The sequence below is a fragment of the uncultured Mailhella sp. genome (assembly GCF_944324995.1).
In the GTDB taxonomy this organism is placed as follows: Bacteria; Desulfobacterota; Desulfovibrionia; order Desulfovibrionales; family Desulfovibrionaceae; genus Mailhella.
The window spans coordinates 64,423-83,895 of sequence record NZ_CALUYL010000006.1; the positions used below are offsets into that span (position 1 = coordinate 64,423).

At 63.2% G+C, this 19,473-nt stretch carries 15 protein-coding genes; 12 read left to right on the forward strand and 3 right to left on the reverse strand.

The window, feature by feature from the left end:
• Positions 1–279 precede the first annotated feature (279 nt).
• The 5 genes from cobA (at position 280) to lpxB (ending at position 5,337) form a co-directional block, all read left to right on the forward strand.
• The gene (gene cobA, locus Q0K02_RS04330) at positions 280–1,800 is read left to right on the forward strand and encodes a uroporphyrinogen-III C-methyltransferase (protein ID WP_294485399.1); all 1,521 of its coding nucleotides are present in this window, start codon (positions 280–282) and stop codon (positions 1,798–1,800) included.
• On the forward strand, positions 1,797–2,471 hold the full coding sequence (gene purN, locus Q0K02_RS04335; protein WP_294485400.1) for a phosphoribosylglycinamide formyltransferase: 675 nt from the start codon (positions 1,797–1,799) through the stop codon (positions 2,469–2,471). Before cobA ends, purN begins: the two co-directional genes overlap by 4 nt.
• Positions 2,472–2,550: 79 nt before the next feature.
• On the forward strand, positions 2,551–2,997 hold the full coding sequence (locus tag Q0K02_RS04340) for a hypothetical protein (protein ID WP_294485404.1): 447 nt from the start codon (positions 2,551–2,553) through the stop codon (positions 2,995–2,997).
• A gap of 272 nt (positions 2,998–3,269) precedes the next feature.
• Positions 3,270–4,250 (forward strand): nucleoside recognition domain-containing protein, encoded by a 981-nt coding sequence (locus Q0K02_RS04345; RefSeq protein ID WP_294485405.1) that lies wholly within the window; start codon positions 3,270–3,272, stop codon positions 4,248–4,250.
• A complete protein-coding gene (gene lpxB / locus Q0K02_RS04350) occupies positions 4,222–5,337 on the forward strand; it encodes a lipid-A-disaccharide synthase (protein WP_294485407.1) in 1,116 nt (371 codons plus the stop codon). Before Q0K02_RS04345 ends, lpxB begins: the two co-directional genes overlap by 29 nt.
• Positions 5,338–5,657: 320 nt before the next feature.
• On the opposite strand, the gene Q0K02_RS04355 is transcribed toward lpxB, so the two are convergent.
• Both Q0K02_RS04355 and Q0K02_RS04360 read right to left on the reverse strand, forming a co-directional pair.
• The gene (locus Q0K02_RS04355) at positions 5,658–7,115 is read right to left on the reverse strand and encodes a catalase (RefSeq protein ID WP_294485409.1); all 1,458 of its coding nucleotides are present in this window, start codon (positions 7,113–7,115) and stop codon (positions 5,658–5,660) included.
• Positions 7,116–7,570: 455 nt separating this feature from the next.
• The gene (locus tag Q0K02_RS04360; RefSeq protein ID WP_294485410.1) at positions 7,571–8,251 is read right to left on the reverse strand and encodes a septal ring lytic transglycosylase RlpA family protein; all 681 of its coding nucleotides are present in this window, start codon (positions 8,249–8,251) and stop codon (positions 7,571–7,573) included.
• A 437-nt stretch (positions 8,252–8,688) separates the two neighbouring features.
• On the opposite strand from Q0K02_RS04360, the gene Q0K02_RS04365 reads away from it, so the two are divergent.
• A complete protein-coding gene (locus tag Q0K02_RS04365) occupies positions 8,689–11,799 on the forward strand; it encodes a hypothetical protein (RefSeq protein WP_294485412.1) in 3,111 nt (1,036 codons plus the stop codon).
• A 16-nt stretch (positions 11,800–11,815) separates the two neighbouring features.
• On the opposite strand, the gene Q0K02_RS04370 is transcribed toward Q0K02_RS04365, so the two are convergent.
• Positions 11,816–12,283 carry a tRNA (cytidine(34)-2'-O)-methyltransferase gene (locus Q0K02_RS04370; protein WP_294485446.1) on the reverse strand — a complete coding sequence of 156 codons (468 nt, stop codon included), beginning with the start codon at positions 12,281–12,283 and terminating at the stop codon, positions 11,816–11,818.
• 726 nt (positions 12,284–13,009) lie between these two features.
• Here Q0K02_RS04370 and Q0K02_RS04375 point away from each other — a divergent pair.
• The 6 genes from Q0K02_RS04375 to Q0K02_RS04400 all read left to right on the forward strand — a co-directional run bounded on the left by Q0K02_RS04375 (position 13,010) and on the right by Q0K02_RS04400 (position 19,473).
• Positions 13,010–13,846, forward strand: a complete 837-nt coding sequence (locus tag Q0K02_RS04375) for a histidinol-phosphatase (RefSeq protein WP_294485414.1) — start codon at positions 13,010–13,012, stop codon at positions 13,844–13,846.
• 221 nt (positions 13,847–14,067) lie between these two features.
• The gene (locus tag Q0K02_RS04380) at positions 14,068–14,928 is read left to right on the forward strand and encodes a zinc metalloprotease HtpX (protein ID WP_294485416.1); all 861 of its coding nucleotides are present in this window, start codon (positions 14,068–14,070) and stop codon (positions 14,926–14,928) included.
• A 143-nt stretch (positions 14,929–15,071) separates the two neighbouring features.
• Positions 15,072–16,643, forward strand: a complete 1,572-nt coding sequence (locus Q0K02_RS04385; RefSeq protein ID WP_294485418.1) for a hypothetical protein — start codon at positions 15,072–15,074, stop codon at positions 16,641–16,643.
• A gap of 121 nt (positions 16,644–16,764) precedes the next feature.
• On the forward strand, positions 16,765–17,199 hold the full coding sequence (locus tag Q0K02_RS04390) for a glutaredoxin family protein (protein ID WP_294485420.1): 435 nt from the start codon (positions 16,765–16,767) through the stop codon (positions 17,197–17,199).
• Positions 17,177–17,506, forward strand: coding sequence for a ferredoxin-thioredoxin reductase catalytic domain-containing protein (locus tag Q0K02_RS04395; protein WP_294485422.1), 330 nt, complete (start codon positions 17,177–17,179; stop codon positions 17,504–17,506). The genes Q0K02_RS04390 and Q0K02_RS04395 overlap by 23 nt, the downstream gene beginning before the upstream one ends.
• 482 nt (positions 17,507–17,988) lie before the next feature.
• The gene (locus Q0K02_RS04400) at positions 17,989–19,473 is read left to right on the forward strand and encodes a histidine-type phosphatase (protein WP_294485424.1); all 1,485 of its coding nucleotides are present in this window, start codon (positions 17,989–17,991) and stop codon (positions 19,471–19,473) included.

Sequence of the window (19,473 nt, forward strand, 5' to 3'; positions counted from 1 at the left end):
GCTTCCAAACCGCCCGCCGCATCACCGTTTCATGGATAAAAGTATATGGAATTATTCCATATATTTCCCGGCGAGAGCTATTGCCGGGGCGGCCGGACCGGCGCAAGGATGCACCGGAGGAAAGCTGATGAAGATTACCTCACAAAGCGCAAAAAAACAAGTCTGCGCCCACAAGAACTTTCACAAGGTGACAACGCGCAGAGAGGCCCGCCGAGGAAAGTCTTGCTCACCATCCTATTAATAAGTACACTGCGCCTGAATTCAAGACCCGGAGGACGGATGTACGTTTATCTCATCGGCGCAGGCCCCGGCGATCCCGGCCTGCTCACCTGCAAAGGCAGAAAGGTGCTTTCTGAAGCGGACGTCGTGGTGTACGACTATCTTTCCAGCGAGGAACTCCTCGCCCTGGCCCGGCCCGATGCCGAACTCATCTATGTAGGCAAAATCGCCGGCAATCACGCCATGAAACAGGGCGACATCAACAAGCTGCTCATCGCCAAGGCGAAGGAGGGCAAGGTTGTTGCGCGCCTCAAGGGCGGCGATCCCTACATCTTCGGACGCGGCGGCGAAGAGGCCGAGGAACTCGTGGACGCGGGCGTTCCCTTTGAGGAAATTCCCGGCATTTCCAGTTCCATTGCCGGTCCGGCCTACGCGGGCATTCCGCTCACGCACCGGGCCTGGTCGTCCTCCGTCACCATCATCACCGGTCACGAAGATCCCACCAAGCCCGGATCCGTTCACGACTGGAAGGCTCTCGCCCGCAGCGCCTCCACGCTGGTCTTTCTCATGGGCATGAAGAATCTGCCCGACATCGCGGCCAAGCTCATCGAGTCCGGCATGGACGGGAATACTCCCGCGGCCCTGGTGTACTGGGGCACCACCGACAGGCAGCGTTCCCTCGCCTCCACCCTGGCCGATCTGCCGGACGCCGCCGTGCGCGAAGGCTTCACCAATCCTTCCATCATCGTGGTGGGCGACGTGGTGCGCCTCAAGGACAAGCTCGACTGGTTCGAGAAAAAGCCCCTCTTCGGCCGCACCGTGGTGGTCACGAGGGCGCGCGAGCAGGCCAGCGGCAGCGCCGCGCTTCTGGCGGAAAAGGGCGCGCGCGTCATTCAGTTCCCCACCATCAAGATCGTTCCCATGCCCGACTACGCCGAACTCGACGAAGCCGTGAGTCATCTTTCCCGCTACGGCTGGGTGGTGTTCACCTCGGTGAACGGCGTGCGCTTCTTCCGGCAGCGCCTCTCCGCGCTCAAGCTCGACGCCCGCGCCCTCGGCTCCGTGAAGGTGGCCGCCATCGGCCCGGCCACGGCGAAGGCCGTGGAAGAAATGGGCATTCGCCCCGACCTCGTGCCCTCCTCCTACGTGGCGGAAGGCGTGGCGCAGGCCATGCTCGAACTCGGCATGAAGGGCCAGAAGGTGCTGCTGCCCCGCGCCAGGGAAGCCCGCGACGTGCTGCCCCGCGCCCTGCGCGAAGCCGGAGCCGACGTGGACGTCATTGCCGCCTACGAAAACGTGCCTTCCGAGGAAAACCGCGACAAGGTCATGGAAGCGCTCGAAGCGGGCACGCTCGACTGCGTGACCTTCGGCTCCTCCTCCACGGTGCGCAATTTTCTTGCCTCCATTCCGCTCGACGAGCTGAAGAAGCATCCGGGCGTGCATTTTGCCGCCATCGGCCCCGTGACTGCGGAAACCATGCGTTCGCTGGGCCTTGAGCCCGACATTCAGTCGGAATCCTTCACCATTCCCGCAATGGTGGACGCCGTGTGCGCGGCCTTTGCGCACAAGGAGCGCGCATGACCCTCAAGCTCGGCATTCTCGCCTCGGGCAGCGGAACCAACGCCCAGGCCATGATCGACGCCGTGGAGGCAGGCAGGCTCGATGCGGACATCCGCATCATCATTGCGAACCGCCCGGGCGCGCCGGTGCTCGACCGCGCCGAGCGGCACGGCATCGCGCATCTGTGCCTCGATCACAAAACCTTTCCCGACCGCGAAACCTTCGACAGACGCATGGTGGAGGAACTTACCGCCGCCGGCGTGGACACCGTGGCCCTTGCCGGATACATGCGTCTCGTCACGCCCGTGTTTCTCGACGCCTTTCCCGGCCGCGTGCTGAACATTCACCCCGCCGTGCTTCCCGCCTTCCCCGGCACGCACGGCGCGCGCGACGCCTGGCAGTACGGCGCCAAGTTCAGCGGCTGCACCGTGCACATCGTGGATCCCGTCATGGACGGCGGGCCCATCATCGTTCAGGCCACGCTTCCCGTGCGTCAGGACGAAGACGACGAAGCGCTGCTCAATCGCATTCACGTGTTCGAGCACCGCATCTACGTGCAGGCGCTGCAGTGGCTGGCCGAAGACCGTCTGCGCCTCGACGGCCGCCGCGTGCTCCTTGAGCCGTCGAGCCGTCCGCAGGTTCCGCAGCCGGAACTCGCCCTGATCTGGCCGCCGCTGGAAGAAGGTTTCTAACGCTTTTTGCCGGCCCCCCGGCTCACATCGCGCGGCGCTGCCGCGCCCACACGGCTGACCTTCAGCCGAGGGAGATTGCATGAAAGCTCTTCGTTTTTTTGCCGCATCGGCCCTGCTCGCCTGCCTGTGCGTGAGCTCCGCCGCCTTTGCGGCCGACGACGCACCCCGCAAGGCGGAGCGCCGCACCCCCGTCGTTGTGGAATTTGAAGGCGACGACAGCATCGGCGTGGCCCTCTTCAACAGCCTGCAGAAAAAAATCAACAGCTCCAATCCCGCCAATCCTCCGCGCGAGGCCAAGTTCCGCATTCTGCTTTCCACGGCGGCGGAATTTCCCTCCCGTCCCGGCGTGGGCTCCGTGTACGCCGTGGTCTGGACTCTCGCCCTTTCCGAAGGCTCCATGGAATACTATCTCGTGCGCGATCTCGGCATCGTCACGCCCGACACCGTGGACGAAGTGGCCGACCGCATCGTGAGCCGCACCGACGGCGTGTCCGCCCGCTACGGCTATCTCGACCGCGAAAAATAAACGCCTTCCGGGCGGGAGCGATGCCCCCGCCCGAACCGCGGATGCGTTCCGCAAAAAACCTCTTTTTCCCCCGCCCTTTGCCGCGCCGCAGCGCGCTTTCCCCGGCGGACAACCCTCTTTCTTCGGCGCAGGAACGCAAGCCTTTCCGCAGGCGTCCGCAAAAACGCCGCCGCTTCCCGCCTCTCCCGGCGCGTTCCGAACAAAACGCCCCCCCTTCTCCCACGGCGCTCCGCCCTCTTCTTTCCGGCCCGCCCTCACGCACGGATGGCATCATGAACGCTCTTCTGAAACACCTGTCGGACTGCTGGCGCGACGGTCACAGAGTCGCCCTCGGCATTTTCCGCTTTCTCATACCCATCGTCGTGCTCGTGAAGATTCTGGAAGAAAGCGGTCTCATTCCCTGGATCTCGCTGCCCATGCGTCCGGTCATGGATCTCGTCGGCCTGCCCGCGGAGCTGAGTCTCGCCTGGATCTCCTGCATTCTGGTGAGCATGTATTCCGGCCTCATGGTGCTCATTTCCCTTGCGCCGCAGCTTCCCGAGCTCACCGTCGCCCAGACCACGGTGTTCGGCGTGCTGGTGCTCATTGCGCACAGCCTCATTCTCGAAGTGCGCATCGCCGGGCAATGCGGCGTGTCCATGCCGTTTCAGTTTTTCCTGCGCCTCGGCTCGGGCATTCTCGCCGCCTTTCTGCTGCATCTTGTTCTCGACGGCTTCGGCCTGCTTCAGCAGCCGGCCGCCATCCTGCTTTCCGCCGGGGCCACCACATCCTGGAGCGACTGGCTGATTCAGCAGGTAAAAACGCTGGCCGAAATGTACGTCATCATCTGCGCCGTCATGCTGCTGCAGCGCTTTCTCGACGTGTTCCACATTTCCGACTGGATGGGCCGCCTGCTCGGCCCGGCGCTGCGCCTGCTCGGCGTTTCCCCCAAGGCCGTGTCCATCGTGGTCATCGGCTTCACCATGGGCCTGCTCTACGGCAGCGGCATACTCATCAAAAACGCCCAGCAGGGCACGCTTTCCCGTCAGGACGCGCTCTGCGCCATCTCCCTGCTCGGGCTTTCCCACTCCCTCATCGAAGACACGCTGCTGCTCACCCTCGTGGGCGGCAGCCTGTGGGGCCTGCTCGGCTTCCGCCTCGCGTTCACGCTGGCGGCCGGAGCGCTCATCAACGCCTTCTACCCTGCCCTGAAGCGCTTCGCCGGGACAGATCGCGAGGTTTCCCATGAAGACACTGTGGATCAATGCCGGTGAAATTTCCGGCGACCTTCAGGGCGGCGCGCTGCTTGCCGCTCTGCGCGAAATCACGCCGAAGGACGCGCTGCGCGTCGTGGGCATGGGCGGCAACAATCTGGCCCGCGCCGGTCAGGAAAATCTGCTGCGCGTGGAAGAGCTTTCCGTCATGGGCCTTGTGGAAGTGCTGACCAGTCTGCCGCGCATCTTCGGACTTCTGCGCCGCATCCGCCGGGAAATGGAACGCATCCGTCCGGACGCCGTGCTGCTCATCGACGCGCCGGAATTCAACTTCCGTGTGGCAAAGATAGCCCGTGCCCTGAACATTCCCGTCTATTATTTTATTCCGCCCAAGGTGTGGGCGTGGCGCACGGGCCGCGTGAAATTCCTGAAGGAACACGTGCGCCGCATTTTCTCCATCCTGCCCTTTGAGGTGGATTTCTACCACGCCCACGGCATGGACGTCGAGTATGTGGGCAATCCGCTGGTGGATCTTGTGGATTACGCGTCCATCAAGGACGTCTCTCCCGTTCCGCACCGCATAGGGCTCATGCCCGGCAGCCGCCGCAAGGAAGTGGATTCCCTCATGCCGGCCTTTGCGGGCGCGGCCGCGCTGCTCACGAAAAAGTTTCCCGATCTGGAATTTCACTGCATACGCTCCTCGAACTTTTCCGAAGAGCATCTGCGCTCGCTCTGGCACTGCGACGCGCCCCTCGTGATGCACGACGGCGCAGACCGCTACCGCCTCATGCGCTCGTTTCAGTGCATTCTTGCGGCCTCGGGTACGGCCACGCTGGAAACGGGTCTTGCGGGCGTGCCCACGCTCGTGGCCTACAAGGTATCCCCGCTCTCGTATCAGATCGCCCTTCGCGTCATCAAGGTGAAGTGGATCAGCCTGACCAACCTCATCATGAACCGCACCGTGTTTCCCGAGCACATCGAAAAGGACGCCGACCCCGAACCCATGGCGCGACGCGTGGCGGACTGGCTCGAACACCCCGAAAAGCTGGACGGCATCGTGCACGATCTGGAAGAGCTTCGCGAACGCTGCGGCAGGCCCGGCAGCGCGCATCGCGCGGCCGAAGCGCTGGCGCGGGAACTTTTCTGACGCTTCGGCCCCTGTCCGCCTGAACATCACCCCGAGCGCCTGAATTCGCAGAGATGAAGCCGCGCGGCGTCCCTCGCAACGCCGCGCCGAACGCTTCGACACACGGAATTTAAATGAAGCGCCCCGCGACACAGCGGACGTCCCCCCCTCTGCGCCTGCCCGGACGCACCCAGGTCGCCCGCCTTGCTTCTGCAAGCGCGCAGCCTGCAAAATGCCCTGCGCCGAAAAAAACACAAAGGCAGGCATGCCGCTCCGGCGCGCCTGCCTTTCCTTATGTCCGGCGTTTCCCGGGAGGATGGAAACGCCGGAATATCCGCTGACTAAATTTCGCTTTCCGGAATGCCGCAGGCCCGGGCCACGCCGATGCCGTACGCCGGATCAGCCTTGAAGCAGTGGCGGATGTGACGCAGCTTGACTTCCCTGGGCGCGTCGCCCAGAGACCTTGCCGTGTTGCCGAACAGCGCTTCCTGCTGTTCCGGCGACATCAGACGGAACAGTTTGCCGGGCTGTTCGAAGTAGTCGGCGTCGTCGCAGGGATAGTCCCAGCGGGCCGCGTCGCCGCTGATCCTGAGCGGCGGTTCCGCAAATTCCGGCTGCTCGCGCCAGGCCCCCGCGCTGTTGGGCTCGTAGCTCGTGTAACTGCCGTAATTGCCGTCCACGCGCATGGCGCCGTCGCGGTGGAAGCTGTGATAGGGGCAGCGGGGCCTGTTCACCGGAATCATGTTGTGATTGACGCCCAGACGGTAGCGCTGCGCGTCGCCGTAGGAGAACAGCCGTCCCTGAAGCATCTTGTCCGGCGAAACGCCGATGCCGGGCACCAGATTCGCGGGATTGAACGCCGCCTGCTCCACCTCGGCAAAATAGTTTTCAGGATTGCGGTTCAGCTCCAGCACGCCCACTTCGATGAGCGGGCAATCCTTGTGATACCATACCTTCGTCAGATCGAACGGATGATAGGGCAGCTTTTCGGCGTCTTCTTCCGGCATGACCTGGAAGTACAGCGTCCAGCGGGGGAAATCGCCCTTTTCAATGTGCTCGTACAAATCGCGCTGATGGCTGTCCCTGTCCCGGCCGATGAGCGCTTCGGCTTCGGCGTCCGTGAGGTTCCTGATGCCCTGCTGCGTCTTGAAGTGGAACTTGACCCAGAAGCGCTTGTTTTCGGCATTGATGAGGCTGTAGGTATGGCTGCCGAAACCGTGCATGTGCCGGTACGACGCCGGAATGCCGCGATCGCTCATGACCACGGTGATCTGATGCAGCGCTTCGGGCAGCAGTGTCCAGAAGTCCCAGTTGTCCGCGGCGCTGTGCATGTTGGTGCGCGGATTGCGCTTGACCACGTGATTGAGATCCGGGAACTTGAGCGGATCGCGCAGGAAGAACACCGGCGTGTTGTTGCCCACCATGTCCCAGTTGCCCTGATCCGTATAGAACTTCACGGCAAAGCCGCGGATGTCGCGCTCCGCGTCCGCCGCGCCGCGCTCGCCCGCCACCGTGGAAAAGCGCGCGAACACTTCCGTTTTCTTGCCCACCTCGGCAAAAAGCGAGGCCTTCGTGTACTTCGTGACGTCGTGCGTCACCGTAAAGGTTCCGTAGGCTCCGGAGCCCTTGGCGTGCATGCGCCGCTCCGGAATGACCTCCCGATCGAAGTGGGCCAGTTTCTCCTGAAACCAGACGTCCTGCATCAGCATGGGACCGCGGGGGCCGGCAGTCAGCGCATGATTGTTGTCGGCTACGGGCGCACCGCTGCCGGTAGTCAGACAGTCGTTCTTGTCAGCCATAAGCTTGCTCCTTGGTTGCGCACCATGAGGTGCCGTGTGAGAAAATTCCCATGACGCCTTTGAGGAGAACATGCCACGGTCGACAATTTTTGTAAATAGTAAAGATTATCATTACTATTTAATATCGTTCATGATAACCTGTCCGTCCCGTCGGGAGCCGCCCGCCGTCCGGCAAAAAAATCCTTGCTTTTCCACGGGCTATGCGGCACGAAAATGTTCTCGCGTCGCGGCAGGACACGCGCGCAAGCGTGCCGGGCATCCGCCTTTTTCAAAAAGGATGCCCATGGGGAACAAGCGCGTTCCGCCGCGTCCGCACAAAAATCCGCCGCGCGAAACGCCTCCGCCAGGCCGCAGGGCAAAAAAAAGCCCCCGGGCCTGAAGCTCGGGGGCAAGCGCATCGTGTGGCGGCGTTTCTCACGCGCCGCGAGGTCGGTTCGCCTTTTCCGGGGGCGAAGCTACCTTTCGGCCACGGCCTGAACGGCCGGGGACATGGAGTTTTTCTCCGCAAGCATGATGCTGGCTCCGGGGTGGGTGGTGGCCACGCGCACCAGCGCATCCTGCGATTCCTGGAAGCTCGCGTACGGGCCGATGGCCATCAGGCCGTCGCGCGTATGCAGCAGGGAGGCCGCGTCGTACAGGCCCAGGCGGATAAGGCGGCGCAGCTGCTGCGCCACGGCGTCGGAAGACACCTGCGTTTCCGCCAGCTTGACGAAAAAGGCCTGAGAACTCAGCAGCGGATGACCCTCGCTGTCTCCGACGATCTGGAGGGTCACTCGAGAAACGCCCGTCTCGGAAAGGCCGAGACTGTCGGCGGCCGCAAACGACAAGTCGATAATTCTGTTTTTGGAATAAGGCCCGCGGTCGTTGATGCGCACGATGACGCTTTTGCCGGTGGCCTTGTGTTCCACTTTGACCAGTGTGCCGAGGGGAAGCGTGCGATGAGCCGCCGTCATGGCGAACATGTCGAAGGCTTCACCCGTAGCGGTTGACTTTCCATGATGCCAGGGGCCGTACCACGAGGCCACGCCCGACTGGAAAGAGGCATCCTGGCCATAAGCCGACGGCAAGGCAAGGAACAGGCACAACAGCCACGCTCCGCACACTGCCATCAGACTTCGGTAGGAAGATGATGTCATGCAGACTCCGGGTTGAGATGAAGTCACGCGGCCGATCCGTCTGCGATCCTGGCTGCGTGGAGCGGAAATCGCCCTTTTTTTCCTCTGTCCGCCGCGATCACTCCCGGAACGGGGCGCGGCTCCGATGCGCAAGGCAAGCCGAAAGTCCATTCTTCAGAGGACCTCGGGAACGGAGGAAAACGACGGAAGCGCGACACGCTTCAAAGCGTCTGTCGTCTTCCGTACACGTCTCATAGGGGGCCTAATATCTCATCCGGGAAAAAATCTGTCAAGCAGGTCTGTATAACGCCCCGATTTCTTCTGTAAAACTCTCATGTTTCACAGCGGAGCACTGCAATTTTTCCCGCCTTTTTGCCGGACGCTCCGACCTGCGGCTTGCGCCCCGACGCCCGTCGTACTACTATGGAAACCCATTTTTTTATGCCGCAGGTACCGTCATGACACATCGCTCTCTCCGCTTCGATCCCCAGGACTATCAGCTTCTCGCCATGATCAACCGCACCGTGACGAAAAGCCAGAAAGGCCTGCCCAGCCTCATGCCGCAGCTCAGTCCTTCCGGCATCATGGAGCTCGCCGTGCCCGTGGAGCTGCGCATGGCCTCCGCCGTGCTGCGGCTGCTCGACACCCTCTCCCAGGGCCGGGCCGACGACAGAATCGAAGCGCTCACCGCCCTGCGCGACGAAGTGCTCGTCATGGCGCGTACCTCTCTGCGCATCAACACGGGCCGCGTGCTCGTGCAGCTCATGAAGGAACTCGTGCGCTCCCACGGCGATTTTGAAACCCAGCTTCGTCTCGCCCACGACTTCCGTCAGGCGGCCAGCGGCCGTCACGCCGTGGTGCGCCGGCTCCTGCACCGCTACTTCATGCTGGAAATGCCCGAAGACTGGAACCAGGCCGTGTTCGACAACCATGTTCACGACGCCAACACCAAGGGCCGCAAGAACGCCACGCACCTCATCATGGACGCCTGGCTCAAGGGCATACGCTCCCTTACCGTCATCTACTACAACTACGTTGCCCCCGAGGCCGCAAGCGAACTCATCCGCGCCGCGCGCATCATGGGCATCACCGTGCGCATAGGGCTGCTCTTCCACGCACCCTACCTCGGGCGTCTGGTCGATCTCATCTGGATACCGCGCGGCTTCACCAACGACGAAGACTTCATCGCCTTTCTTTCCACGCCGGCCATGTCCACGCTCATGAACGAGGGCCGCGCCGCCACGCGCTGGCTGGAAAAACGCATTCTGCGCCTGCTCGAATACTGGAACCGCATCGAACGCTTCCGCCTTGAGCCCATGCTCCACGAAACGCCCGAAGAGCTGGATGCGCACGAATTCATGCTCTTTGTGGGACACGGTCAGGCGTCGCTGCTGCACCTTGCCGAATTCATTCATAAAAAGCTCTTTCCTCTGCTGGAGAAGCGCGCCCGGCACATCCGCGACCTGCTCGCCTCCCCCGACGTTTCCGCGGAAGAGAGCCTCGGCTTCATGCACGAACTCGACATTCTGGACAAGTTCACCACCGAAACCGTGATTGCCAGACTGAACGATCCCGAACTCTTTCCCGAAACGTCCGCGCTCCAGAACGCCTGCGAATCCGCCGACTGCCCGGAGCTGCTCAATCAGACGCCGCTGCACCTGCTCACGCGGCTGTGCGATCTCAAGAGCGGCTGCCGCATCACCCTGAATCTGGCGCGGCTCTCCGCCGAAGACGTGCTCAATCTGCTCTGGGACTGCCAGGGTCGCATCACGCACCTGGAGCTCTTCAATCTCAAGGACTGGCAGAACGGCGATCTGGAGCATCTGCAGTCCATCAACGAGCTGCAGCGCGCCATCAACGAAGGCAGCGTGCCGCGGCTCAAGCAGATCATCATCGGCATGCTCCGGGACGCCGGAGCCCTGCCCGAGGTTTCCGAACAGGAAGGATTCAGCACGCCGCGCGGCAGCGCCACTCTGCACTCCGCCGACGCGCCGAAGTCTCCACGCGTGCGCAAGCTGCGCATCATTCTTCAGAACATTCCCGTGCTCTGCGGCTACTATCAGACGGCCAAGCTGCGCGCCACCATGGGCACCGATTCCACGAGCCGCCCCGGTCACCGCTACGGCATGGGCCTCGCCTATCCCGAAACCCTGCCCCTGCGCGCCCGCAGAGAACTGAACGATCCGCGCCGCTCCGCGCATCTTCTGCTGCCGCTGCGCACCGAGCTGCTCGAACAGGTCACCTACAGTTCCGACGCCCCGGGCGAAGAATCCTCGCGTCTGGAATGCCTGCTGCGGCGCATTCCGGGTTTCCGCCATTTCCGGCAGGACAGCCACACTGAATGGACGCCCGTTTCGGAAAACACCGTGGTCTGCAATCACGGCGACTGCTCCATCGCCACCGCCGACGTGAGCTCCACGCGGGGCAACATCATCACTCTCGGCGGCACGGACGCGAACATGACCAACGGCTTCATGCCCGCCAAACCCCGCAGCGAAAGTCTGCTGGAAAAGAGCCACTACCTCAACACCGGCTTCTCCAACGCGCTCTGCGTGGTGGTGGGATTCATTCCCGCATTTTTGTCCTTCCTGTTCACGCAGACGGGCCTGCTCGCCTGGATCGGCGCGCCGCTCTGGTTCCTCATTTCCGGGCTGCGCAACATTCTGCAGGCCGTGCTCGGCAGCGGCGGTCTGCACCGCTCCTCCGTGCTGCACTGGAAAAGCTACGTAAGCTGGTCGAGCCTGTACGTGTCCCTCATGTACAACGGGCTTTCCGTGGTGCTGCTCGAACCCATTCTGCGCTGCCGTATTCTCGAACAGGGCATGGGCGTCAACGCCGTAAACTCCCCCCTGCTCACCTATTCCATACTCATGGCAGGCTGCGGCGCGTACAAGGTGGCCACCCATCTGCTGCGGGGCTTTTCAAGCAAAAGCATTCTTTCGGATATTTTCTGCATTCTGCTTTCACTCCCGCTTGCGCTGCTCTTCCACGCGGCGCTCATGCTCATGATCACCCTTGCCGGCGGCAGCCCGGAAACGCTGGCGGCCGCCGCAGTGTTCGTGGTCAAGCTCGCGTCGGACACGGTCATCGGCGTGGTGGACGGCATTGTGGACAGAGGCCGCAACATACGCCGGCGCATGGCCGACTACCGCAGCCGTCTGCACGAATCGCTCGCGCTCTACGGCAGGCTTGAGGAACTCTTCCCCGAGAAGAACGTCATGGCCCTGCTCGGACGCCCCGAAACGCTGCCCCGCACCGTGAAGGCCGTCGATCCGCAGCTGTGGCTCGACATGATCATCAACGCTCTCGATCTCATGTACTTCTGGTTCTATCAGCCCCGGGCCAACTATGCGCTCGACATCATGCTGCGGCGCTTTTCCGACAGCGAACGGCAGGTGCTGCTGCGCATGCAGCAGATTCTCATGCTGGAAAAGGAAGTGAGTCAGCTTCTGGTGGACGGTCTGGTGGGCCGCAACTTTGCCGCGCCGCTGTCCTTCTATCTGGCCAGGAACGAGGAATATCTGCGTCAGATGAAAGCCGTGTGCCTGCCGCCGCAGCCGCAGAAGTAGCCGCGGCGGCGCGCTTTCACTGCGCGGGCCAGTTATCGAGGCCGTCGAGCGAGGCGAGCGCCATGTAGAGCACGATGCCCGCCGAGGTGGACAGATTGAGGCTGCGGATGCAGTTTCGGATGGGAATGCGCACGTGTTCCTGCGCCGCGGCCTGCACGTCGGCGGGAAGTCCGGAGGATTCCGGCCCGAAAAGCAGACTGTCCCTGTCGGAAAACGCGAAGCGATGCACGCCTTCGCCGCGTCTGGCGCTCGTGGCCACCAGTCTGCGGCCTGCGCCGTCGGCGCGAAGATAGGCGTCCAGCGAAGGCCACGCGGTCACATCCACATGAGGCCAGTAGTCGAGCCCGGCGCGGCGCAGATGCCTGTCGTCGATGGAGAAGCCGAGCGGCTCTATGAGATGAAGACGCGTGCCCGTGCCTGCGCACAGTCTGGCGATGTTGCCGGTGTTCGGCGGAATTTCAGGATGATACAGAACAATGTGCAGCATGGATGCTTCCGTGGGCCCGGGCGCGCTCACAACGCGCCGAAAAACGAAAAGAAAAACGCCCGACGCTCTTGAGCGCGGACGTCACACAAGACGGCGGAACCGCCGTTCTGCCGGAACGCGGAAAGGAAGCGGAACAGGCACGGCCTCTTCCGCCGTTTTTCCATCGATCAATGATGTCTGTTGGGAGACGTTTTCTTGATATAGGTAAGGGCGCAGATCACCGCAATGATGCCGACGAAGAAGAAAAGGAAGTCCATGACGCTCTCCTGTGCTGAGGAATGCCCTGCGGGCGAACAATGCCTGTTTACCATATCCCCAAGCGGCTGTTTGCGCAAGAGTCCCGAGGGGAAACGGCGTTCCCTTTCGCTCGTCCGCTGCCGTTGAAAAACGGGGGCGCAAAAGATGCATCGGCCGCCCGGCTGCGCGCATTCTGGAGGGTACCGGGCGACCGCGCCCGTTTTGCCTCCCCGCCGAGGCCGAGCGCTTCTCCCCCTCCCCTCCCTGCACCGGGGCTGCCTGCCGCCCCGCCTGCAAGCCCGGCATCCGGCACGGCGCGGCAAAAAAAGACGCGCGACTGCTTTTGCCCCGTCCCCGGCCCGCTGCCGCTCCAACTCGCCGCTTTTGCCGGACTTTTCCCAAATTCCCCGCCGGTTCTCGTTGCGGGCGGCGGGCACATGGGCTATGCTCTCCCCCGTTCAACCTTTGTTTCGTCAGGAAAACGCCATGATACGAGTCGATCTTCACACCCACACCAATCATTCCCACGCGCGCGACAGCGTCCGGCAGATGTTCGACGCCGGACAGGCCAGGGGCCTTGTCGTTCAGGGTTTTTCCGAACATTCCCCGCGGCCTGCGGGATACGACTATCCCTCGGAATACCGCGATCATCTCGCCGCCACCTTCAACGACTATCTGGCCGAAGTGTCGGCCCTGAAGGAAGAACAGGCCCCCAGAGGCGTCACCGTGCTGCTCGGCCTTGAGGTGGACTGGCTGGAAAACGAAGTGCCCTACCTGCGCGCCATGACCTCGGAACATCACTACGACTACCTCATCGGCGGCATTCATTTTCTCGATCACTGGGGCTTCGACTCCGCCGCCTCCGACTGGGCGCCGCTCTCCTTCGAAGAGCGCTGCGCCCTTTACGAGAAGTACTACCGCACCATGAAGGCCATGGCCGAAACAAGGCTCTTCAACATCGTGGCGCATCCCGACCTCATCAAGATATTCTCCGTGGAGGACTTCCGCCGCTGGCTGGAGATGCCCGCAAGCATGGATCTTGTGGGCGACGCGCTCACGGCCGTGCGCGACGCGGGCATGGCCATGGAAATTTCCTCCGCCGGTCTGCGCAAGCCCTGTCAGGAAATCTACCCCGGCCCGAAGATCCGCCGTCTCGCCCGTGAGCTCGGCCTTCCCGTCACCTTCGCGTCGGACAGCCACGCCACCGAACAGGTGGCTTGGAACTTCGACGAGCTGGCCCGCTGCGCCGCGGCCGAAGGCTGGAAGGAAAGTCTGGTCTTCTGCCGGGGCAAGGTGACCGCCATGCCCTTCGACGCCGACTGAGCATCTTCCGCAGACGCGCCCCGCGACCGCGCCATGCCCTGCCGTGGCGGATTTCTGCGCCCGGGCCGGACGCTCCTTCCCCGGATCGCCTTTGCGGCAGCCCCGGAGCCCGGAGAGACGGGCCCCGCTGCAACAATTTGCAAGCATTCCGCCCTTGGCAGGGCGTCGAAGCATGGTTATCCTTTCCCCATGGCCTTGCGACCACAACATCAGGAGAAACTATGACCAGCCAACTCAAGACCTTACTGCTCATGGCCGGCCTTTCCGCCGTGCTCATCGTCATGGGCAGCGCCCTCGGCGGCAGACAGGGCATCGTCATCGCCCTCGTGCTCGCCGTCATCATGAACATCGGAAGCTTCTGGTTCTCCGACAAAATCGTGCTTTCCATGTACCGGGCGCAGGAACTTTCCCCGGAAGACGCGCCCATGGTGCATCAGATAGTGGAAGAGCTCGCCGGACGCGCGGGCGTGCCCAAGCCCCGGCTGTTCATCGTTCCGCAGGAGGCCCCCAACGCCTTCGCCACGGGCCGCGATCCGGAACACGGCGTCATCGCCGTGACGGACGGCATCATGCGCCTGCTGCCGCCGGAACAGCTCCGCGGCGTGCTCGCCCATGAAATGGCCCACATCGCCCATCGCGACATTCTCATCCAGACCGTGGCCGGCGTGCTCGGTTCCGCCATCACGGCCATCGCCAACATGCTGCAGTTCTCCATGATCTTCGGCGGTTCGCGCGACGAAGACGGCAACAGCAATCCGCTGGCCGCCATCGCCATGATGATTCTCGGCCCTCTGGCCGCCACCCTCATTCAGATGGCCATTTCCCGCCGCCGCGAATACATGGCCGACGCCGCGGGCGCCGAATACTGCGGCGATCCGCTGGCCCTCGCCGGAGCCCTGAACAATCTCGACGCCTACAGCAGGCACATCGCCATGCAGGCCAATCCGGCCACGGAAAACATGTTCATCGTGTCGCCGCTCTCGGGAGACACCATGCGCCGCATGTTCAGCACGCATCCTCCCATGGAAGAGCGCATCGCCAACCTGCAGGAAATGGCCCGCACCGGCCGCTATCCCGGCTAGGCAATCCATCCTTCCGTCTGCAGGGCGGGATCCGCAGCACGCGGGTCCCGCCTTTTTTCGTTCATTTTCGCCTTGCATTTCCCCCCGGATTACGCCACCCTCTCAGCAACCTTTCGGCAGCCTTTTTCCGCACAGGATTTTCCATGATCACACCTCTCTTTTCCGCTCCCGACAGCTTCGCCCGGCGCGGGCTGGAACAACTGTTCCTCGTTCTCGACCGCGTCATGCCCATGAACGGTTCCCAGAAACGCGACCTCCCCATGGCCTGCCGCGATCTTTCTGCGCTGCTCACCACGGAACGCGACGGCCTGAGCCGCCCCTACTGGACTTCCCCCCGTCTGACCTCGGCCTATCTGCGCTATTTTCTGCCCTGGAACCTCGTGCGCCTCTCCGCGCTGCTGCCCGGACTCGATTTCGGCCGCATTCCCGACGAGCCGCTCATCCTCGACATGGGCAGCGGCCCGCTCACGCTTCCGCTCGCGCTGTGGCTCTCCCGCCCCGATCTGCGCTCCCGCCCCGTCACGCTGGTGGCCAGCGACACCACGCCGCACATTCTGGAACTGGGCCGGAACATCTTTGAGGGCATGCGCGCCGCGCTGGATCCGGAAAGCCCGTGGATCATCCGCACCATGCGCTCGTCGGTCACGCAGGCTCCGCGCCGCCTCTACGCCAAGCCCGGCTCCCTGTGGATGGCGTGCATGGGCAACGTGCTCAACGAAATGGAGGAACGCCGCGCCAGGCCCGGCCATCAGATAGGCGACAGAATGCGCGAACTTTTGGAAAGCGCGGCCGACATGCTCTGCGAAGACGGCCTCATTCTTTCCGTGGAGCCCGGCACGCGCCAGGGCGGACGCCTCGTGTCGCACCTGCGCAAGAGCGCGCTCGGCGGCGTGGACGAAGAGCCGGAATACGGCGATCTCACGGCCTTTGCCCTGCGCGAGGAGCAGGCGGGCCGCCGCGAAGACGTCGATGACGACTGGGACGACGACATGGACGACTTCGGTCTGCCGCCCCTGTTCGAGCCTCTTGCGCCCTGCCCCCATGCGGGCCGCTGCCCCATGCTGAACAGGAGAACCACGGCCTGGTGCCATGTGAACGCGCCCGCCGAACACGCGCCCGCCGCGCTGCGCGAACTTTCCGCCCGCGCCGGACTCGACAAGGATTCCATCAGTCTGTCCTTCCTTCTGCTGCGCAAGATTCGCGAAGAGGACATGGAACACTTTTCCGACGAACAGCCGCAGCCAAAAGGACGCCCCGTGCCCGCACGCATCGTTTCCGACGCCTTCGTGGTTCCCGGCTATCCCGGACGCGCCCGCTACGCCTGCTCGCCCCTCGGTCTCGCCCTCATTCCCGCCTCGTCGCACCTGCCGCCCGGCGCGCTCTGCGAAGCCTGGCCCACGCGCGAAAAGGACATGAAGTCCCGGGCGATCATTCTTTCCCTGGAGTCTCCGCGTCATTCCGGCAGGGACGATCGCGAACCGGGGCGATTTTCAACCGAACGGCGCGATCATCGCCGCGCTGCACCTGAACGCGGACGCGAATACTCCGGCCGCCGATTCCCGGCCGAGCGCGGCCGCGCCTTCCCCGAAGAGCGCGACAACGAAACGCGCCGTCCCTCTCCCCGCCGCCGGGACAACGATCGCACCCGGAGAAACGAGGGAAGACCTGCCCGGGATCAGGAACGCCGCCCCGACAAAAGCCGCGGAAAACACTGACGAAAATATCGGCTTTCGCTTTTTTGCGGAACGAAAGCCGTTGCCTCTGGCTTTTTTTCACAAAAAGAGCATACTTTTTTCATTCGCCTTCAGGCGAAGCATCCTGTAAGGAGACCATCCCATGAACTCTACCGTCGCCCTCATAGCCGCCGCCGTTGTCGTCATCGTTCTCATTGCGGTTCTTGTTCTGCGCAGGAAAAAGACCTCCGAACCGGACTCCGACAAGCCGAAAGAGGAGGAACTCAAGGGCGATCAGGAGCTCTACCAGCTCGGAATGAATCCCATTTCCGAAAAGCCCATCATGTACGCCCTCACCACGTGTCAGCACTGCAAGAACACGAGAAAGTTTCTTGACGCCAATAATGTCGATTACATCGTCATCTATCTTGACGAATATGCAGGCTCGCAGCGTTCCGATCTCATGGAAAAAGTGCGTACCTACAATCCCCGCGGAACGTTTCCCACCATTCTCGTGCCGGGCGGCAAGGTCATCGTGGGATTCCGCAAACAGCTCATGCAGGAGGCACTGATTCATGACTCCGGAACAACTGCTTGAACATCTGGCGAAGGGAGCTGAATCCAAGGGATACTATCTTCACGCCGATCACGATCACTGTCTGGGCACGGCGGAAAGTCTGCTGGCCAACAAGGAGCGCTACGGCTACATGTGCTGCCCCTGCCGTCTGGCCTGCGCGGACAAGCAGCAGGACAGCGACATCATCTGCCCCTGCGTGTACCGGGACGCCGACATTGCCGAGTACGGCGCGTGCTTCTGTTCCTTCTACGTTTCCAAGGAGCACAAGGACGATCCGGACTTCTTCCCCGAGGTGGAGGAGCGCCGCGACCCTTCCCGCGGACTGTAATTCGCCCGTAAACGGAACACGGGGCTTCCGCGCGGCAAAGGCGCTTTGAACCGAAGTCGTCAGGTGAAGGCCTTTCCGGCGCAGGCGCGATGAGCGCAGAGCGCCGCCTCGGCACTTTGCATCAGACCGGCCCTCCCCCTGTGCTTCAAAGAGGTCGCCGGGCACTGCGCTTCAAACAGCACGCCCCTGCGTCTTTTTTCCCCCCCAGTGGCCGAACACGGCGTTTCAAGCAGCGCGCTCGAATTTTCGTTTCGCGCCGACCGTCCGGGCAGCGCTTCACACCGACGCCGCTGCAACATGGTTGCGTTCTTCGCCCGCGCGGCAAAGATGCCCGCCCGGCCCGGAAGCGGGCCCGGCAACGGGCCTCAGGCAATGCGGCAATGCGCGACAGCATTACTCTAACACACTCTAAAAACTAAAAATCCTTGCCCGCCGTCACGGCGCATGCCATACTTTTTCCAAAACAGGAAAAGGAGCCGATCATGCGCCGCGTTTTTATTGTCACTGCCGCTCTGGCGGGTGTTCTTTTCTGTTCGCCTCTTCCGGACGCTCTTGCTCAGGATTCGCCCAGGCTGCTCAAGGTGGTGGCGCTGAGCCGCCACGGCGTGCGTTCGCCCACGCAGTCGCCCTCCACGCTGGAGACATGGAGTTCCCGCGACTGGCCCGCATGGAACACGGCTCCGGGCAATCTCACGGCACGCGGAGCGGATCTCATCGAGGGCGAATGGACCGGCCTGCGCGAGTCCCTGGCCTTCGACGGGCTGCTTCCGGCCTCGGAATGTCCGCCCGCAGGCAGCGTGCTGGTCTATGCCGACAACGAACAGCGCACTCTGGCCACGGCCGCGGCCATGCTGGAAGGACTGGCTCCGGGCTGCGGCATGAAGACGCTCTCAAGCCGCAGCGGACACGATCCCGTGTTTCATCCCGTGCGGGGCGGTCTCATGGCCGCGCCTGCGCTCACCAGCGAAGAAAAATCGGAACTGGAAGAAGACCTCGTCGACGTTCGCGCCGACATGGACAGGCGCGTGGCGGAACTCTCCGCACTGCTCGGCCCGGCCTCCCCGCAGCTGTGCGAGCCGGGGCAGCCGTTCTGCACGCTGAGCGACATGCCCACGCTGCTGCAATACCCCAAGCCGGGCTCCCGCGAAGGCGTTTCCCTGCGCGGCGGTCTGGCGCTGGCTTCCACCACGGCGGAACTTCTGCTGCTTGAAAGTCTGGAATGGCCGGTGCGCTCCCAGATGATTCCCGCCGCGACGCCCGTGACGCAGCCTGCCGGGCCCGGCACGCCCGTGGAGCAGAAGGCGAGGCAGATCATTCTTGCGCCCCGCAGCGACAAGCCGGGCGTCGTGACGCTTCCCGCCCGTCCGCGCTGGACGCCCGCCCCCGTCGCTCCCGCAGACGGGGAAATTCTGGTGAATCCTTCCACGGCCCTGCACCTTCTGCCCGTACATACCCGCGTGCAGAACGCTGTTCAGCGCTTTCCCGCCATTGCCCGTCAGGAAGGCATGCCGCTGCTGCTCTTCATGGCGGAAGCGCTGGCCGGAACCTCGCCGCTGGGCGAAGTCAACAAGGCAAAGCTGGTCATCTTTTCCGGGCACGACACCAACATCGTCAACGTGGCGGGCCTTCTCGGCCTGCACTGGAACAACACGCCCTTCCCCAGAGACAGCACGCCTCCCGGCTCCATGCTGGTGTTCCGGCTCTGGGACACGCCGCAGGGACGGCTCGTGCAGGCGACCTTCCAGTGTCAGACGCCCGCGGCGCTGCTGAGCACCGACGAAAACGTCATGAACAGCGCGGCGCTCCGGCAGGAAACGCTCGTGCTTCCCGGCTCCTTCGCGCCGACGCCCGCAGGTCCGGGCCTGCCTCTGGAGCATTTTCTCTCCGCCGTGCGCGCCATGGCCGGAAAGGATCTCGACGCGAGGCTGAACGCCGTTCTGTCCACGACGGCGCGTCCGCAGCCCTAG

Bases quoted from the DNA above. Each gene is read 5' to 3' on its own strand.
- Q0K02_RS04380 (WP_294485416.1), top strand. From the start codon at position 14,068: ATGACCAGCCAACTCAAGACCTTACTGCTCATGGCCGGCCTTTCCGCC.
- purN (WP_294485400.1), top strand. From the start codon at position 1,797: ATGACCCTCAAGCTCGGCATTCTCGCCTCGGGCAGCGGAACCAACGCC.
- Q0K02_RS04385 (WP_294485418.1), top strand. From the start codon at position 15,072: ATGATCACACCTCTCTTTTCCGCTCCCGACAGCTTCGCCCGGCGCGGG.
- Q0K02_RS04345 (WP_294485405.1), top strand. From the start codon at position 3,270: ATGAACGCTCTTCTGAAACACCTGTCGGACTGCTGGCGCGACGGTCAC.
- Q0K02_RS04340 (WP_294485404.1), top strand. From the start codon at position 2,551: ATGAAAGCTCTTCGTTTTTTTGCCGCATCGGCCCTGCTCGCCTGCCTG.
- Q0K02_RS04355 (WP_294485409.1), bottom strand. From the start codon at position 7,115: ATGGCTGACAAGAACGACTGTCTGACTACCGGCAGCGGTGCGCCCGTA.
- Q0K02_RS04360 (WP_294485410.1), bottom strand. From the start codon at position 8,251: ATGACATCATCTTCCTACCGAAGTCTGATGGCAGTGTGCGGAGCGTGG.
- lpxB (WP_294485407.1), top strand. From the start codon at position 4,222: ATGAAGACACTGTGGATCAATGCCGGTGAAATTTCCGGCGACCTTCAG.
- Q0K02_RS04400 (WP_294485424.1), top strand. From the start codon at position 17,989: ATGCGCCGCGTTTTTATTGTCACTGCCGCTCTGGCGGGTGTTCTTTTC.
- Q0K02_RS04395 (WP_294485422.1), top strand. From the start codon at position 17,177: ATGACTCCGGAACAACTGCTTGAACATCTGGCGAAGGGAGCTGAATCC.
- cobA (WP_294485399.1), top strand. From the start codon at position 280: ATGTACGTTTATCTCATCGGCGCAGGCCCCGGCGATCCCGGCCTGCTC.
- Q0K02_RS04375 (WP_294485414.1), top strand. From the start codon at position 13,010: ATGATACGAGTCGATCTTCACACCCACACCAATCATTCCCACGCGCGC.
- Q0K02_RS04390 (WP_294485420.1), top strand. From the start codon at position 16,765: ATGAACTCTACCGTCGCCCTCATAGCCGCCGCCGTTGTCGTCATCGTT.
- Q0K02_RS04365 (WP_294485412.1), top strand. From the start codon at position 8,689: ATGACACATCGCTCTCTCCGCTTCGATCCCCAGGACTATCAGCTTCTC.